Origin of the sequence: Phenylobacterium sp. NIBR 498073 (assembly GCF_027286305.1) — a bacterium.
Lineage (GTDB): Bacteria > Pseudomonadota > Alphaproteobacteria > Caulobacterales > Caulobacteraceae > Phenylobacterium.
This window is the reverse complement of sequence record NZ_CP114599.1, coordinates 4,274,112-4,289,989: the sequence shown is the minus strand read 5'-3', so window position 1 is coordinate 4,289,989 and position 15,878 is coordinate 4,274,112. Positions and strand designations below refer to the sequence as shown.

General features: G+C 70.0%; 15 protein-coding genes. 7 read left to right on the top strand and 8 right to left on the bottom strand.

Annotated features, from left to right (window positions below):
* Positions 1-386: 386 nt before the first annotated feature.
* From rpsT to mutM, 5 genes are all read right to left on the bottom strand, one after another.
* Positions 387-656: a 30S ribosomal protein S20 gene (gene rpsT / locus O4N75_RS21275; RefSeq protein WP_183777175.1), complete on the bottom strand. Its 270-nt coding sequence runs from the start codon at positions 654-656 to the stop codon at positions 387-389.
* Between the two features lie 107 nt (positions 657-763).
* On the bottom strand, positions 764-1,345 hold the full coding sequence (locus O4N75_RS21270) for a GDSL-type esterase/lipase family protein (RefSeq protein ID WP_269627378.1): 582 nt from the start codon (positions 1,343-1,345) through the stop codon (positions 764-766).
* Between the two features lie 2 nt (positions 1,346-1,347).
* The gene (locus tag O4N75_RS21265) at positions 1,348-2,124 is read right to left on the bottom strand and encodes an enoyl-CoA hydratase (protein WP_269627377.1); all 777 of its coding nucleotides are present in this window, start codon (positions 2,122-2,124) and stop codon (positions 1,348-1,350) included.
* A gap of 34 nt (positions 2,125-2,158) precedes the next feature.
* Positions 2,159-3,031, bottom strand: a complete 873-nt coding sequence (locus tag O4N75_RS21260; protein WP_269627376.1) for a TraB/GumN family protein — start codon at positions 3,029-3,031, stop codon at positions 2,159-2,161.
* Between the two features lie 8 nt (positions 3,032-3,039).
* Entirely contained in the window at positions 3,040-3,903 is an 864-nt protein-coding gene (mutM, locus tag O4N75_RS21255; RefSeq protein WP_269627375.1) for a bifunctional DNA-formamidopyrimidine glycosylase/DNA-(apurinic or apyrimidinic site) lyase, read from the bottom strand.
* 324 nt (positions 3,904-4,227) lie between these two features.
* Here mutM and O4N75_RS21250 point away from each other — a divergent pair, with 324 nt between their 5' ends.
* The 5 genes from O4N75_RS21250 to O4N75_RS21230 all read left to right on the top strand — a co-directional run bounded on the left by O4N75_RS21250 (position 4,228) and on the right by O4N75_RS21230 (position 9,336).
* Positions 4,228-4,986: a class I SAM-dependent methyltransferase gene (locus tag O4N75_RS21250; protein WP_267234173.1), complete on the top strand. Its 759-nt coding sequence runs from the start codon at positions 4,228-4,230 to the stop codon at positions 4,984-4,986.
* A 3-nt stretch (positions 4,987-4,989) separates the two neighbouring features.
* Complete coding sequence (ubiB, locus tag O4N75_RS21245) at positions 4,990-6,498, top strand: 2-polyprenylphenol 6-hydroxylase (RefSeq protein ID WP_269627374.1); 1,509 nt, start codon at positions 4,990-4,992, stop codon at positions 6,496-6,498.
* A gap of 242 nt (positions 6,499-6,740) precedes the next feature.
* Positions 6,741-7,907 carry a 23S rRNA (adenine(2503)-C(2))-methyltransferase RlmN gene (rlmN, locus tag O4N75_RS21240; RefSeq protein ID WP_269627373.1) on the top strand — a complete coding sequence of 389 codons (1,167 nt, stop codon included), beginning with the start codon at positions 6,741-6,743 and terminating at the stop codon, positions 7,905-7,907.
* A gap of 156 nt (positions 7,908-8,063) precedes the next feature.
* Positions 8,064-8,489: a DUF350 domain-containing protein gene (locus tag O4N75_RS21235; RefSeq protein WP_269627372.1), complete on the top strand. Its 426-nt coding sequence runs from the start codon at positions 8,064-8,066 to the stop codon at positions 8,487-8,489.
* A 13-nt stretch (positions 8,490-8,502) separates the two neighbouring features.
* Entirely contained in the window at positions 8,503-9,336 is an 834-nt protein-coding gene (locus O4N75_RS21230; RefSeq protein WP_269627371.1) for a serine protease, read from the top strand.
* A gap of 15 nt (positions 9,337-9,351) precedes the next feature.
* On the opposite strand, the gene O4N75_RS21225 is transcribed toward O4N75_RS21230, so the two are convergent.
* Positions 9,352-9,732 (bottom strand): hypothetical protein, encoded by a 381-nt coding sequence (locus O4N75_RS21225; RefSeq protein ID WP_269627370.1) that lies wholly within the window; start codon positions 9,730-9,732, stop codon positions 9,352-9,354.
* A 58-nt stretch (positions 9,733-9,790) separates the two neighbouring features.
* Positions 9,791-10,795 (bottom strand): phosphate/phosphite/phosphonate ABC transporter substrate-binding protein, encoded by a 1,005-nt coding sequence (gene phnD, locus O4N75_RS21220; RefSeq protein WP_269627369.1) that lies wholly within the window; start codon positions 10,793-10,795, stop codon positions 9,791-9,793.
* A gap of 121 nt (positions 10,796-10,916) precedes the next feature.
* On the opposite strand from phnD, the gene O4N75_RS21215 reads away from it, so the two are divergent.
* Complete coding sequence (locus O4N75_RS21215; protein WP_269627368.1) at positions 10,917-12,623, top strand: lysine--tRNA ligase; 1,707 nt, start codon at positions 10,917-10,919, stop codon at positions 12,621-12,623.
* Between the two features lie 162 nt (positions 12,624-12,785).
* Here O4N75_RS21215 and O4N75_RS21210 read toward each other — a convergent pair whose 3' ends face one another.
* Entirely contained in the window at positions 12,786-15,233 is a 2,448-nt protein-coding gene (locus O4N75_RS21210; protein WP_269627367.1) for a zinc-dependent metalloprotease, read from the bottom strand.
* Positions 15,234-15,392: 159 nt separating this feature from the next.
* On the opposite strand from O4N75_RS21210, the gene O4N75_RS21205 reads away from it, so the two are divergent.
* A complete protein-coding gene (locus O4N75_RS21205; protein ID WP_267233691.1) occupies positions 15,393-15,866 on the top strand; it encodes a MerR family DNA-binding transcriptional regulator in 474 nt (157 codons plus the stop codon).
* Positions 15,867-15,878 lie beyond the last annotated feature (12 nt).

Below are 15,878 nucleotides of genomic sequence, written 5' to 3'. Positions count from 1 at the left end.
CCGTCAGCGCCCCCGCAGCGGAACAACTTTGTTCAACGAACACAAAGCCTTACCCGGCGAGCGCAATGCCCCCGCCGCCGCCTTTTTTCATCCGAGATCAGATGGAAGGACGTCTTGAGGTTTGTCACCCTAGTCGGGGCGACTAGGGGGTCAACGGTGATTCTTCGCCGCGTCGACGGATATTTTCGTTGACTCAAATCCACCCCTCGCTCGGCAAGGGAATCCGGATTTCAACGTTCCGTTAGCTGAGAAGTATCGCCGCAGATGCGTGCAGTTGTGGTGCGCCGCAAAATAAAACGCCCGCGGGTCCTGCAACCCGCGGGTGTCTCAAATTTCCGTATTTTCAAGGGAGGTTGCGGCCAAGCTTCAAGCTTGACCCTTCAACCTCAGGCCGCGGCCATCTTCTTCAGCTGGGCGGCCAGGCGCGACACTTTCCGCGACCCGGTGTTCTTGTGAACGACGCCCTTGGTGACGGCGCGCATCAGCTCGGATTGAGCTTCGACGAACGCGGTCTTGGCGGCGCCGGCGTCGCCCGAGGCGACGGCCTCTTCGAACTTGCGCAGGTAGGTGCGCACGCGCGAGCGGCGAGCCTTGTTGACTTCGGTACGGCGGGCGATCTTACGGACCGCCTTCTTGGCGCCGGGCGTGTTGGCCATGTGTCAGCTCTCAATACGGATCGCGCCCGAGCCAAAACCCGGGCGGGCAAATTGGAGGCGCGGATATACGGGACAGCGCCGCGCGGGTCAATGCGACTCCGACGGGTTTAATCCACAAGGGTGAACGCGCGCCAGGCGGGATGGGCCGAGATCAGGTCGGCCATGCGCTGATAACCGCCCGCGCCGGGGTGGGCGCCGTCCCAGGCGATCGCCTCCTCGCGCCACAGGCCGTCGGCCTCCAGCGGCTGGAAGACGTCGATAAACGGGACCTTCAGCCTGGCGGCCAGGACCTTGAGGTTCTCGTTGAGCACCTCGAGCCGCGCCGAGACGCCGGGATCGGCCATCGGCGGCGGGCCGACCAGCAGCACCGGGCAGTGGGCGTCGGCCCCGGTCAGTATCGCCTGGGCGTTCTTGAGGCTGTCGGCCTGGGCGACGCGCGGCTTGCCGTCGACCGGATAGCAGTCGTTGGCCCCGAACGAGAAGACGATCCGCATCGGCTCCTCGTCGGTGAAGCGCGGCGTCGCCTCGGCCCGCCAGCGGGCGGCGATGTCGGCCGAGGTCTCGCGGCGGACGCCGAGATTGTAGAGGGTGATCGATCGGCGGCCGAGCAGGGCCCGGCCGATCCAGCCGAGGTGGTCGGGATCGCCGGCGCCGGCGACCATGGAGTCGCCGAACGCGATGAGGCGCAAGGTCAGGAGCCCTTGAAGTCGGGCTTACGCTTCTCGACGAAGGCGGCCATGCCCTCCTTCTGGTCGTCGAAGGCGAACAGCGAGTGGAACAGGCGGCGCTCGACGGCGACGCCGGTGGATAGCGTGGTCTCGTAGGCGGTCTCGACCAGCTCCTTGTTCATCATCACCGCCAGCGGCGACTGTCCGGCGATCTTGGTCGCCGCGGCCATGGCCTCGCCGATCAGCTGATCGGACGGCACGACGCGGGAGACCAGGCCCGAACGCTCGGCCTCGGCGGCGTCCATCATCCGGCCGGTGAGGATCATCTCCATGGCCTTGGACTTGCCGACGAAGCGGGTCAGGCGCTGGGTGCCGCCGATGCCGGGCGCGACGCCGAGGTTGATCTCGGGCTGGCCGAACTTGGCGCTCTCGGCGGCGATGATGAAGTCGCAGAGCATGGCCAGCTCGCAGCCGCCGCCGAGGGCGTAGCCGGCGACCGCGGCGACGATCGGCTTGCGGAACTGCTCGATGCGGCGGGCGCTGGCGCCGAAGAAGTCCTGCTTGAACATCTCGGCGTAGGTCTTGGTCGACATCTCCTTGATGTCGGCGCCGGCGGCGAAGGCGCGGTCCGAGCCGGTGAGCACCACGCAGCGCACGGCCTCGTCGGCCTCGGCGGCGTCGAGGGCGGCGCAGAGCTCGCCGAGCAATTGGCTGTTCAGGGCGTTGAGCGCCTCGGGCCGGTTGAGGCGGATCAGGGTCACGCCTTCGGTTTGCTCGACGATCAGGGTCTCGTAGCTCATGGCAGCCCTCGCTGGCGATGTCGGTCCGCCGGGCTTAAGGCCCTTCGACGCTGTAGCCAAGGGCGCGCAGCCGGGCGGGCAGGCCGTCCTGGCCGACCAGGTGGCCGACCCCGACCACGACCACCGTGCGGCCCGAGCCGTCAAGCCGGGCCTTGAGCGTCGTGAGCCAGCGCTCGTTGCGCTCGGTGACCAGGCGGGCGTAGAGGCCCGGCGCGGCCGTGCGCAGCGGGCCGAGCACGTCCTCGTCCAGGGCGCGCAGGTCGCCCGCCATCCAGTGGGCGATCAGCTCGTCATAGGCCCGCGGGTTTTCGTTCAGCTCGATCAGGCTCTGTTCCAGCGAGGCGACCTGCTGGGCCAGCGGCGCGGCGTCGAAGATGGCGATCTGCTCTTCCGGGCTTTCGAAGGCGCGGCGCCGGGCCGAGGCGGGGGCCGAGCCGGAGATCATCTTCTCGACGCCGGAACTGGCGTCGGCCCCGGCCTTCTGGAACTGGGCGCCGGCCAGCACCACCTCGGCGAACCAGGGCTCGAGCCGGTCGAGCACGGCCATGGAGACGCCGAGATCGGCGGTCGCGGTCGTCAGCCGCTCGCGACCCTCGGGCGAGAGCAGGGCCGACAGCGACTGGCCCTGCGGCAGCAGGCCGTGGGCGGCGGCGAGCTGGCCGACCTTGGCCTCCGACGCCGGGTCGATGGGCAGTTCGAACCAGAGGTCGTCGGCCTTGGCCAGCGCCGCGTCCAGTTCGGCCGGCCGCCAGTCGAGGCCCGGCGGCAGGACGTGGACCGAGCCGAAGATCACCAGCTCGGAGTCGGCGTCGCGCACCGTCCAGACCGGCGGGCGGGCCTGCGCCTCCACCGCGCCGCAGCCGGCGAGCAGCAGGCCGGCGAGGGCGCCGAGCAGACGTCGGGTCATGGGCGGGCTCATTTCTGGCAGGTGCGGCAATAGAAGGTGGAGCGGCCGGCCTGGACCTCGCGGGCGATGGTGCCCTTGCAGCCGGGATTGGCGCAGGGCTCGCCCTCGCGGTCGTAGGCGCGGAAGCGGTGCTGGAAGTAGCCGAGCGCGCCGGCGGCGGCGGCGTAGTCCTTGAGCGTCGAGCCGCCGGCCTCGATGGCCTCCTCCAGCACCTCGCGGATGATCCCGACCAGCGGGCCGAGCTTGGCCGGCTTGATCGACCCGGCGGGCTTCAGCGGCGAGATCTTCGCGCGGTTCAGCGCCTCGCAGACATAGATGTTGCCCAGGCCCGCGACGACGCGCTGGTCGAGCAGCAGGGTCTTGGGGCCCTGCTTGCGGCCGGCGAAGGCGGTGATCAGGCGCTGGGCGTCGAAGGCGTCCGACAGCGGCTCGGGACCCAGGCCGGCGAACCAGGGGTGCTGATCCATGGCCGCGGTCTCGATCAGGTCCATGTAGCCGAAGCGGCGCGGGTCGTAATAGGTGACGCGCCCGCCGTCGTCGGCCTCGAACACCACGTGGGCGTGCTTGGGATCGGGGTCGGGGGCGTAGTGGAACTCGCCGGGCCGCTGGTAGCCCTCGGGCTGGGCGATCTCGAAGCGGCCGCTCATCCCTAAGTGCATGACCAGGGTCTCGCCGCGGTCCAGCACCGCCATCAGGTATTTCGCCCGCCGCTCCAGCCGCTGGATGGTGGCGCCGGTCAGGCGCTGGACGAAGCCGTCGGGAAACGGAAAGCGCAGGTCGGGGCGGCGCGCCTCGACCCGCGACAGGCGGCGGCCCTCGAGCACCGGCTGCAGGCCGCGCCGGACGGTTTCGACCTCGGGTAATTCAGGCATGACCTTGAAGTGGCATTTCGGGGCGGGCGGGACAACCTTTGCCGCGGCGGCGTCCCAAAGTGTCATCCCGGTTTGCGAAGCAAGACCGGGACCCCTTCGCGCCATGCTGGCGAACGAGGCTCCGCTGAGCTGCATCCTGATCCATCCGGTGTTCATGGGTCCCGGTCTTCGGCTGCGCCGAAACCGGGATGACAGCTGAGAGGATCGCCCCTTCTTGTCCCTATCCTCCAAGGGGGCGATGGAGCGCCCCGGCGTGTCGTCATTTCTCTGGAGGAGCGCCCCGCGACTGGCGCGGTTGGCGTGGCCGAGCTAAGACCCGTCCTCATGACCGGACCCTCCGCCACCTTCGGCTTCCGCGACGTCGACGCCTCCGAGAAGGCCGGCCTCGTGCGCGGCGTCTTCGACAGCGTCGCCAGCCGCTACGACCTGATGAACGACCTGATGAGCGCCGGCGTGCACCGGCTCTGGAAGGACGCCACGGCCGCGCGGCTGAACCCGCAGCCGGGCGAGGTGATCATCGACTGCGCCGGCGGCACCGGCGACATGGCCCGGCGGTTCGCCAAGCTGGCCCGCGCCGCCCAGCTGCGCCGCGGCGGCCCCGACGCGCAGATCATGATCATGGACTACAACGCCGAGATGATCGCCGCCGGCCGCACCAAGGGCGGCGAGCCGGAGATCACCTGGAACGTCGGCGACGCCCAGCGGCTGCCGCTGCCCGACGCCTGCGCCGACGCCTATGTGATCTCGTTCGGCATCCGCAACGTCACCGACGTGCAGGCCGCGCTGGTCGAGGCGCGCCGGGTGCTGAAGCCGGGCGGGCGGTTCCTGTGCCTGGAGTTCTCGCAGCCGGCCACCGAGATGCTGCGAAAGGCCTACGACGCCTATTCGTTCAAGGTGATCCCGGAAATCGGCAAGCTGGTGACCAAGGATCGCGACAGCTACCAGTACCTGGTCGAGAGCATCCGCCGGTTCCCCGACCAGCGGACCTTCGTCTCGATGATCGAGAAGGCCGGGTTCAGCCGCGCGGGCTACACCAACTTCACCGGCGGCGTCGCGGCCCTGCATCACGGCTGGGCGTTCTAGTTCATGGGAAGTCTCGCGGCCTTCGGGCGGCTGGCGGCGGCGGGCTGGTCGCTGGCGCGCAACGACGCCCTGCTGCCGCGCGAGCTTGACGGGCTCTATCCGCCGCGGATCGCGACCCTGTCGCGGTCGATCCGGGGCCTGGCCGGGCGCCAGGCGCGCGAGGGGCGTCCGGGCGAGCGCCTGGCCCGCTCGCTGGAGGGCCTGGGGCCGGTGGCGATCAAGCTCGGCCAGCTGCTCTCGACCCGCGCCGACATCTTCGGGGCCGAGTTCGCCGACGACCTGTCGCGGCTGAAGGACAAGCTCGACCCGTTCCCGACGGACGTCGCCAGGCGCGAGGTCGAGGCGTGCCTCGGCCGCCCGATCGACAGCCTTTATTCCAGCTTCGGCGAGCCGGTGGCCGCCGCCTCGCTGGCCCAGGCGCATGACGCGACCCTGCTGGACGGCCGGCGCGTGGCGGTCAAGGTGCTGCGGCCGGGCATCGCCCATCGCGTGGCCCAGGACGCCGAGGTGCTGGCGCTGGCGGCGCGGCTGATGGAGAAGCTGTCGCCCGACGCCCGCCGGCTGGAGCCGCGGGCCCTGGCCAGCACCGTGATCCGCGCCACCGAGCTGGAGCTCGACCTGCGGCTGGAAGCGGCCGGCGGCGACGAGCTGGGCGAGGTGATGGCCAAGGACGGCTACATGGCCGCGCCGAAGGTGGTCTGGGACGGGGTCGGCAAGACCGTGCTGACCCAGGAATGGGCCAAGGGCGCGCCGCTGTCGGACCCGGCGAGCCTGGAGCTGGAAGGCCTCGACCGCCCGGCCCTGGCCGACAAGCTGCTGCGCGCGTTCCTGTCCCAGGCGCTGGACCACGGGGTGTTCCACGCCGACCTGCACGAGGGCAACCTGTTCGTCGCCGCCCCGGCGGAGATCATGGCTGTGGACTTCGGCATCGTCGGGCGGCTGGCCCCGGCCGAGCGGCGCTACCTGGCCGAGATCCTCTGGGGTTTCCTGCAGCGCGACTACGAGCAGATCGCCCGGACCCATTTCGAGGCCGGCTATGTGCCGCGGACCCATTCGGTCCACGCCTTCGCCCAGGCCCTGCGCGCGGTCGGCGAGCCGCTGTTCGGGCGCACCGCCAGCGACGTCTCGATGGGCCGGGTGCTGACCCAGCTGTTCGAGATCACCGCCCTGTTCGACATGCGCCTGCAGCCGCAGCTGGTGCTGCTGCAGAAGACCATGATGACGGTCGAGGGCGTGGCCCGCCGGCTCGACCCCGACCATGACATCTGGAAGGCGGCCGACCCGGTGGTGCGCCGCTGGATGCTGCGCGAGCTCGGCCCGCAGGCGCGGGTCAAACGCTTCGTCGACGAGGGCATCGAGGCGCTGCGGGCGCTGCACCGGCTGATCGAGAACCCGCCGCCGGCCGCCGCGGCGGTGGCGGTGGTCGAGGAGCGCCCCTCGCGCATGGCCTGGTTCGCGATCGGCGCGGCGGCGGCCGGAGCGGCGTTCATGCTGGGGGTGTGGCTGCTTTAGGGCGGCGCTCTGCCTCCCGGTGTCATCCCGGTTTGCCAAGCAAGACCGGGACCCATTTGCGCCGCGCCTTGAAGATGTAGCGCGACCTCGCCCGTTCCTGATCCATCTGGTGTTCATGGGTCCGGTCTTCGGCTGCGCCGAAACCAGGATGACATGTCGTACTGAAAGGCCGCAGGGGCGGGCATTTGGCGTAAGGGCGGCGGCGCCCTATATTCCGCGGTCTTCCAGACCGTGAGCATCCCTTGGGCGTCACCCTTGATCTTTCGCGCGCACCCGTCGCGCCCGCCGTCAAACCGAACCTTTCGGGCCTGACCCGCAAGGCGCTGGCCCAGGCGCTGATCGACGCCGAGGTCGTGCGCCCGGACAAGGCCAAGATGCGCGCCAGCCAGCTGTGGCGCTGGATCCACCACTATGGGGCCACCGACTTTTCGGCGATGACCGACGTCGCCAAGGAGACCCGCGCGGCGCTGGACGAGGCTTTCACCCTGGCGCGTCCGGAAGTGGTCGAGCGCCAGGTGTCCAAGGACGGCACCCGCAAGTGGCTGATCCGCATGGCGCCGGGCATCGAGGTCGAGACCGTCTACATTCCCGACGTCGGCCGCTCGGGGGCGCTGTGCGTCTCCAGCCAGGTCGGCTGCACGCTGAACTGCACCTTCTGCCACACCGGCACCCAGGCGCTGGTCCGCAACCTGACCGCGGCCGAGATCGTCGCCCAGGTGCAGGTGGCCCGCGACGACCTTTCGGAGTGGCCCTCGCCCAAGGAGGACCGCCGGCTCTCGAACATCGTGTTCATGGGCATGGGCGAGCCGCTGTACAATCTCGACAACGTCGCCGACGCCATCGACATCATCGCCGACGGCGAGGGCATCGCCATTTCGCGCCGCAGGATCACGGTCTCGACCTCGGGCGTGGTGCCGGAACTGAAGGCGCTGGGCGAGCGGACCCAGGCGATGCTGGCGATCTCGCTGCACGCCACCAACGACGACCTGCGCGACGTGCTGGTGCCGCTGAACAAGAAGTACGACATCGCCACGCTGATGGAAGGCATCCGCAACTATCCGGGCCTGTCCAACACCCGCCGCGTGACCTTCGAGTACGTGATGCTGAAGGACGTCAACGACAGCCCGGCCGAGGCCAAGGCCCTGGTCAAGCTGCTCAAGGGCATCCCCGCCAAGATCAACCTGATCCCGTTCAACCCGTGGCCGGGCACCAACTACGGCTGCTCGGACTGGGGCGCGATCGAGAGCTTTGCGGCGATCCTCAACCGGGCCGGCTACGCCTCGCCGATCCGCACGCCACGTGGCCGCGACATCCTGGCGGCCTGCGGCCAGCTGAAGAGCGAGAGCGAGAAGCTGCGGGCCAGCGCCCGGCGCAAGCTGGCCGCAGGCGACGCCGAGGCCATTGCCTAGGCCCATTTTTTGCGAATGCAAATATGGCGCTATTTCAAATGGTTAGAGCGTGATGGCCGCCGGAGCCGGTTTCCACTTCCGGCTATCAAGCTCTAGGTTTCACTGGTCCGTGCTAACGATGCGGCCGAGTTCTTAGCGTCCAGCCCACGGGGTCCCATGCCGCAACTGCAATCGCCTGAGATCCAGGCCTTCGCCAACGGCTTTCCCATCGCCCTGATGCATATCGCCGTGACGGTGGCGATCCTGTTCATCGGCGTGACAGTCTACGTGCTGATGACCCCGCACCGTGAGATCGCCCTGATCCGCGAGGGCAACTCCGCCGCGGCCCTGTCGCTGGGCGGGGTGCTGGTCGGGCTGGCGATCCCGCTGTCGGCCTCGCTGGCCGGCTCGACCTCGGCGCTGGAGATCGGCATGTGGGGCGCGGCCTGCGTGGCGCTGCAGCTCTTGATCTTCCGGCTGGTGGACCTGGCGCTGCACGGCCTGCCCCAGCGCATCGCCGAAGGCGAGGTCGCCGCCGCCGCCCTGCTGGTCGGGGCCAAGCTGGCCACGGCCCTGATCATCGCCTCGGCGATGGCCGGCTGACCGTCGACACGTCATGCACTTTCCCAGGCTTCCGGACTGGCTGGTCTATCTGGCGGTGGTGCTGGCGCTGCTGATCGCGGCGGTCGGCCGCCAGGAGCGCGCCGACGCCCCGCCGCCGCCGCCGCCGGTGGCCGGCGGCGAGGGCCTGCCGCTGGGCCCGGCCTCGCCGTTCGACCCGCAGGTGGTGGTCGACGTGCCGGGCAAGGCCGAGCCGGGGATCGGCACGGCGTTCTCGGTCTCCGACGCCGGGGTGTGGATCACCGCCCGCCACGTAGTCGACGGCTGCACCCAGACCGCCGTCGTCGTGGCCGAGGGCCGCGGGGTGGAGGCGCAGGTCCACATCGACCCGCGCGGCGAGGCTGCGATCCTGACCACCGAAGGCGGCGCCCCACCGCTGCCGCTGGGCCTGCAGCAACCGCTGCGCCGCGGCGACCGCGCGTTCCATCCGGGCTATCCGCAGGGCGAGCCGGGGGAAGCGACCTCGCGCCTGCTGGGCCGTGAAAACCTCGAGGTGCGCGGCCGCGGCGCGCGCACCGAGCCGGTGCTGGTCTGGGCCGAGACCGGCCGCACCGACGGGCTGGAGGGCACCCTGGCCGGGCTGTCGGGCTCGCCGGTGCTGGACCGCGCCGGACGGGTGATCGGGGTGACGGTGGCCGAGAGCCCGCGTCGCGGCCGGATCTACACCACCTCGCCCGAGACGGTGCTCGGGGCCCTGGCCGCCACCCACCAGCGGGCCGACAAGTTCGCGGTCGGCGAGCCGATCACCACCGACAACTACGGCCGGGTGGCCGACACCCTGCGTCGCGACCTGCGGGTGGCGCAGGTGATCTGCCTGCGGACGTCGTAGGACGACACCCGGCGTTCATGCCGCCGCGGCGCGTTCCTCGCGGCGGTTGCGGGCGGCGTGGATGGCGATGGCCAGGTCGACCACGGCGATGGCGACCACCGCGCCGAAAGCGGCGTAGGCGATCTTGCGGCGAGGATTGTCGCGGCCGATGGCGCGGCCGAGGACGGCCAGGTCCATGAGGTCGCCGCCGGCCCGCATCCAAAACCATGGCCCAGGCGGAACCGGCGAGAGCAGGCCGGCGCCCGAGGCGATCTCGCGGGCGCCGAAGGCGCTCATCGCCTGGTCGTCGAAGGTGAGCCCCAGGAACCGGGTCACCCGTCGCGGCGCGGCCACCGCGGTCACCCCGACCGCGAGGGACAGCAGGCCCAGGACTCTCTTGGCGCGCAGCAGGTTCATCGGCGTTTCCCTCCAAGCCTCAAGCAAGGGAGGACGTCTTAGCCGCGCTTGGGTTCCGCTATTGGCCGGGCGGCAGGGCCTTCTTCTCGGCGGCGATCTCGTCGAGTTCGGCCTGGGCGGCCTTTTCGGCCGCGGCGTCGCCCTTGCGCCGGGCGAGGATCAGCTGGCCCGAGGCCTCCATCTCGCGGACCGGCAGCAGGTGCGAATTGTCGGCCCGCTTGAAGGGCTTGGTCTGGATGCGCTCGAGCACCTTGCGCTGGCGCTCGGCCTCGGGGCCCTCGCCGGTCCCGTAGCTGAACAGGAAGGCGTCGATCTTGGCCTTGATCGCCGGGTCGAGATCCTTGCGGCGGACCATCGGGTCCTCGGGGATGGTCGGCGAGGTCCAGATCACGTCGAGGCTGGCCAGGGTCTTCTTCGACATCTCCGTGCCCATCATCGCCATGCGGTCCATCGAGGCGGTGTTGTTGGTGGCCGCGTCGAGCAGGCCCTGGGCGACCGAGAACAGGTTGGCCTCGTGGTTGGCCGAGCGGACGGTCTTGAAGCAGGTGTTGGGATCGACCCCGCGCGGGGCGAACAGATAGGTCATCGGCGCCAGGGCGCCGGAGGTCGACTTGGCGTCGCCCATGCCGAAGTTCAGCGTGCGGTCGCACTTGAGCAATTTATCGAGGGTGATCCCCGAGCCCTTCCTGACCACGATCACCGCCTGGTAGCCGTCCGGGCCGTTCGGCTTGACGGTGCGGGCGAAGACCTCGCCGTTCGCGCGGCGCACGGCCTCCAGCCCCGACTGGTTGGTGAACCAGCCCACGTCGGTCTGCTTGAAACGCATGGCCTCGATCAGCGAGGTGTAGTTGGTGCCGAAGAACGGCTTCACCGGGATGCCGATGGATTTTTCCATGTCGGCCAGGAACGGGCCCCAGTCGTCCATCTGGGTCTGGCGGCCCTCGGTGGACATGATCGAGAAGTTGACGACGGCCGGGGCCGCGGGCCTAGCGGCCTCCTTCGGGCTGCAGCCGGCCAGCGTCAGCGCGGCGGTCAGGGCGAGCGCGAGACGGCGCGTGATCATCAGAACTTCCCCCGAGAGAGCGACTGGCCGGGCTTTTGCGCCGGTTGCATGACAGCTCCGCGACGATGATGAGCGCAAAAGTCTGCTTGAGGCGAGCGGCTACTGGCGTTAGGCCGCGCAGATGTCCGACACCTCGATCCAGAACCCCTCCCTGCGCGGCCTCTCTGCCCAGGCGCGCGAAGCGAAAAGCTGGCCCTTCGAACAGGCCCGCATCCTGCTGGATCGGACGCTCAAACTTCGGCTCAGCGACGCCGAGCGCGACCTGGCCGCCAGCCTGATCGCACAGGGCAAGGCCGACGAGGCGGTGAGCACCTTCCCGGTGCTGGCCCAGCCGGTGGTGTTCCAGTGCGGGTTCGGGGCCTCGGGCCTGCCGCACATGGGCACGTTCGGCGAGGCCGCGCGCCCGACCATGGTGCGCACGGCGTTCCGCGCCCTGACCGAAGACGCCATCCCGACCAAGCTGATCGTGTTCTCCGACGACATGGACGGGCTGCGGAAGATCCCGGACAACGTGCCCAACCGCGAGATGCTGGAGGAAGACCGCGACAAGCCGGTCTCGGCCGTGCGCGACCCGTTCGGCGAGTACGAGAGCTTTGCGGCCCACAACAACGCCCGCCTGCGCGCCTTCCTCGACGGCTTCGGCTTCGACTACGAGTTCATGTCGTCTACCGAGACCTACAAGTCGGGGCGGTTCGACGAGGTGCTGCTGAAGATCCTGGCCCGCTTCGACGCGGTGCAGGGCGTCATGCTGCCGACCCTGGGCGAGGAGCGCCGCGCGACCTATTCGCCGTTCCTGCCGGTCAGCCCGAAGTCGGGCCGGGTGCTGCAGGCTCCGACGCTCAGTCGCGACGTCGAGAAGGGCACCATCACCTTCCCCGACGAGGACGGAACCCTGACCGAAGTCCCGGTGACTGGCGGCCATGTGAAGCTGCAGTGGCGTCCCGACTGGGCCGCGCGCTGGTACGCGCTGGGCGTCGACTTCGAAGCCTCGGGCAAGGACCTGGTCGATTCCGTGCGGGTCTCGAACAAGCTGGTGAAGGTGCTGGGCGGGACGCCGCCGGAGGCCTTCCACTTCGAGCTGTTCATGGACGAGAACAACCAGAAGATCTCCAAGTCCAAGGGCAACGGCCTGACCATGGAGGAGTGGCTGCGCTACGGCGCGCCCGAGAGCCTCGCCTACTACATGTACCAGTCGCCGAAGTCGGCCAAGCGGCTCTATTTCGACGTCATCCCGAAGGCGACGGACGAGTACCTGCAGCAGCTGGAGGCGTTCAACAAGGCGCGCGCGACCAGCAACGCCACGGCGATCGACAACCCGGCCTGGCACGTCCATCGCGGGGCGCCGCCGGAGAAGGGCTCGCCGCTGTCGTTCTCGCTGCTGCTGAACCTGGTGTCGGCGGCCGACGCCTCGACCAAGGACATCCTCTGGGGCTTCGTCTCGCGCTACATGCCGGGCGCGGACGCCCAGACCGAGCCGATGCTCGACCGCCTGATCGGCTATGCGATCAACTACTACGAGGACTTCGTGAAGCCCTCGAAGAAGTTCCGCAGCCCCGACGACAAGGAGCGGGCGGCGATGGAGGACCTGCTGGCCCGCTTCAAGGCGCTGCCGGCCGACGCCGACGCCGAGACGATCCAGAACGAGGTGTTCGAGGTCGGCAAGACCGCCGGGTTCGAACCGCTGCGGGCCTGGTTCCAGGCGCTCTACGAGGTGCTGCTGGGCCAGAGCCAGGGCCCGCGCTTCGGCTCGTTCGCGGCGATCTTCGGCCTGGAGCGGACCATTGCGCTGATCGAGCAGGCGCTGGCCGGGGAACTGGCGGCGGCTTAGGTCGCCGAGCCGCGTGTCATCCCGGAAGCCGCGCAGCGGCTGTCCGGGACCCATTGACGCCGACGGCTCGAGTTTCCGTCGACGCCCCGCCCCATTCTGACCCATCCGGTGTTCATGGGTCCCGGTCTTCGGCCTGCCGGCCGAAACCGGGATGACACCCAGTTAGCGTCCGCCGAAATCCCCGTCGCCGATCGGCATGCCGGGCGGGGTCTGGGGCTTCAGCTTCGGTTCCGACAGCTCGGCCAGCAGGGCCGGGTCGCCGAGCAGCGCAATCAGCCGCTGGCGGTGGGCGCGGTCGGCGGGGTCGGCGCCGCCCTTGAGCCGGGCGGGCAGGGCCGCAAGCCGGGCGCTGATCTCCGAGCCGACGGCCGGCGAGACCTTGGGGTCACGCACGGCGTTGGCCAGATTCAGCACCAGCCGGGTCTGAACCCGCCGCGAGATCTCGCCCAGGCGGCCGGCGGCCGGGGCGAAGGCGGTGTCGATCAGCCGGTCCAGCATCTCGCCCACGCCGAGCTGAGCCGGATCGCGCCGGTGCTGATCGACCAGCCGCGCCATGCGGTCGGGGGCCAGCAGGTTGTCGAGGGTCAGGCCGGCGGCGACCTCGGCGGCGACCAGCGGATCGAACACCGGGCCGCCGGCGGTGGCGAAGACCTCGATCACGTACTGGCGGTCCGGATCGCCCGACTGGGCCGAGGACAGCATCGCCGTCAGGGTCTCCGGCGTATCGAGCGCCTTGGGATCGAGCGTGGCGAGCAGCGCGGCGAGCGCGGCGCGCTGCTGGGCGGCCGGGACCGGCGGCGAGGTCTCGCGGCCGTCGCCGATCACCGCGTAGGCGAAGTCGACGCCGCCGAGCAGCTTGCTGGCCGCCTCCAGCTGATAGCGGTGCAGCAGATAGATCGGCACGTACTTGCGCTTGAGGTTGGCCACCGGCTCGCCGGGCTTCAGCGCGCCGAGGCCGAACTGGTCGAGGGCGGCGCGGCGCACGGCCATCATGCGGGTCAGCTCGGCGGCCGGGTCGGCGCCGTCGTCCCAGAGGCTGCCCCAGGGCTGGGCGACGCCCAGCGGCCGGGAATCGACGTCGGTGACGTAGCGCTGGCCCTGGTCGACCGAGGCCTTGATCTTGCGCAGGGCGGGCTCGCCGTCCTCGCCATAGAGCCAGTCGACGGTGAACTTGTCCCAGCCGCCGATGTTCACGCCGTAGGCGTCGGAGAGGTCGATGCGGCCGTCCTTCAGCAGCACCCGCGGGGCCGGATAGTCCATGACGCTGGCGCGGTCCTGGGTCGAGCCGGCGAAGTTGTGCGCAAAGCCGATCGAGTGGCCGACCTCGTGCGCCGAGAGCTGGCGCAGTCGGGCCAGCGACACCTGGATCGGATCGTTGGGGCCGCCGGTCCCGTTGTGGTGGGCGCCGACCAGGCCCTCGAAGATCAGCATGTCCTGGCGCACCCGCAGGGCGCCCAGCAGCACCGAGCCCTTGACGATCTCGCCGGTGCGCGGATCGACCACGGCCTGGCCGTAGGACCAACCGCGGGTGGCGCGGTCGACCCAGTTGATGACGTTGTAGCGGACGTCCAGCGGGTCGGCGCCCTCCGGCAGCACCTTGACCTGGAAGGCGTCGATGAAGCCCGCGGCTTCGAACGCCTGGCTCCACCAGGCCGCGCCCTCGACCAGGGCGCTGCGGATCGGCTCGGGCGCGGCGCGGTCGACATAGAAGACGATCGGCTTCCTGACCGGCGAGCGGGCGGCGGCCGGGTCGGTCTTCTCCAGCCGGAAGCGGTTGGCGTAGCGCTGGACGATCTCCTCGCCGAGCGGGGCGGCGTAGTCGAGCACCATGGTCGAGAAGCCGCCGGTGCGCGGGTCGAAGGCGCGCGGCTGGTAGCCGGGCTCGGGCAGCTTCACCAGGCTGTGGCGGACCTCGAAGGTGATCAGCTTGGGGTCGGGGGCGATGTTGCGCACCTCCGGCCCCGGGGTGTCGGAGGCGTAGGTCTGGCGGGCCTCGAACTCGAGGTTCTCGGGGAACACCTTCACCGCGCCGGGGTCGGCGATGGAGAGGTCGGGAACCAGCTTGTAGCCGGGCTCGCCGGCCTGTTTCAGGGCGTCGGCGACGCCGATGCCGTCGCGGGTCAGGAAGCTTGAAATGTCGACCAGGATGCGGCCGTCGGCCGTGGTCTCGACGACCTCGCCGGCCCAGACGGTGGAGACCGAGAAGGCCTCGCGGGCGGCGGCCTGCTCGGCGTCGGGAGCGCCGGCGGCGCGGAACTTATGGTTCTCGAACTCGGCCACCACCTTGCGGCCGATGCGGCGGAAGGCCAGCACCTGGGCCTCGCCGATGCGGGCGCGGTCGAGGCCGACCGGGGCCGAGCCGAGGCCGGTCTTCAGCGCGGTGACATAGAGAAAGCGGCCGCTGACGCCTTGCGCGTCCGGGGCGGGCAGCGACAGCAGGATGCGGCCCTTGGCCTTGTCGACATAGACCGGCAGCAGGCCGTCCTGGCGCACGGCGCCGGCGATGGCGGCGGGCGGCTTGTCGGGCGCGGCGGCGGCGGGCGGCGCAAGCGCCAGGCACATCGACATCGCCGCGGCCGAAGCCGTGGACAGCAAACCAAATCGAACCATGAAAACGCCCCCTTTGCGCGACCAACCTAGGGTCGTTCCAACCGCGCGGTCCAGGGCGCGACCTCATGCGCGGGTTATCATTGATCACCTTGACGTAAACGTAAGCACCGACTTACGGTGTCAGCCAATATAAACGACAGCGTCCAGGGAGGGCGCCGCATGGCCACTGACCTTCGTCGGCCCAATCGCACCTTCACGATTCGCCAGCTGTGCCTGGAGTTCAAGTGCACCCCGCGCGCCCTGCGCTTCTACGAGGACAAGGGCCTGATCTCGCCGGCGCGGGACGGCATGAACCGGGTCTATTCCTACAAGGACCGCGCCCGGCTGCAGCTGATCCTGCGCGGCAAGCGGGTGGGCCTGGCCTTGGCCGAGATCGGCCAGATCCTCGATCTCTACGAGCTGAACGACGGCGGGGCGGCGCAGAACGCCAAGTCGCTAGTCAAGTTCCGTGAGCGGATCGTCGAGCTGGAGGCCCAGCGCAACGACATCGAGCAGGCGATCGACGAACTGCGCAAGGGCTGCGACGCGCTGGAGCAGCGCCTGGCGGCCACGCGCCCCGACCTGCTGCCGCGCGCGGCCGACTACGACCAGGTACTGCGCGAGCGGCTGGGCGATCTGGAACACGCCAAGTAATCGCCGATCACG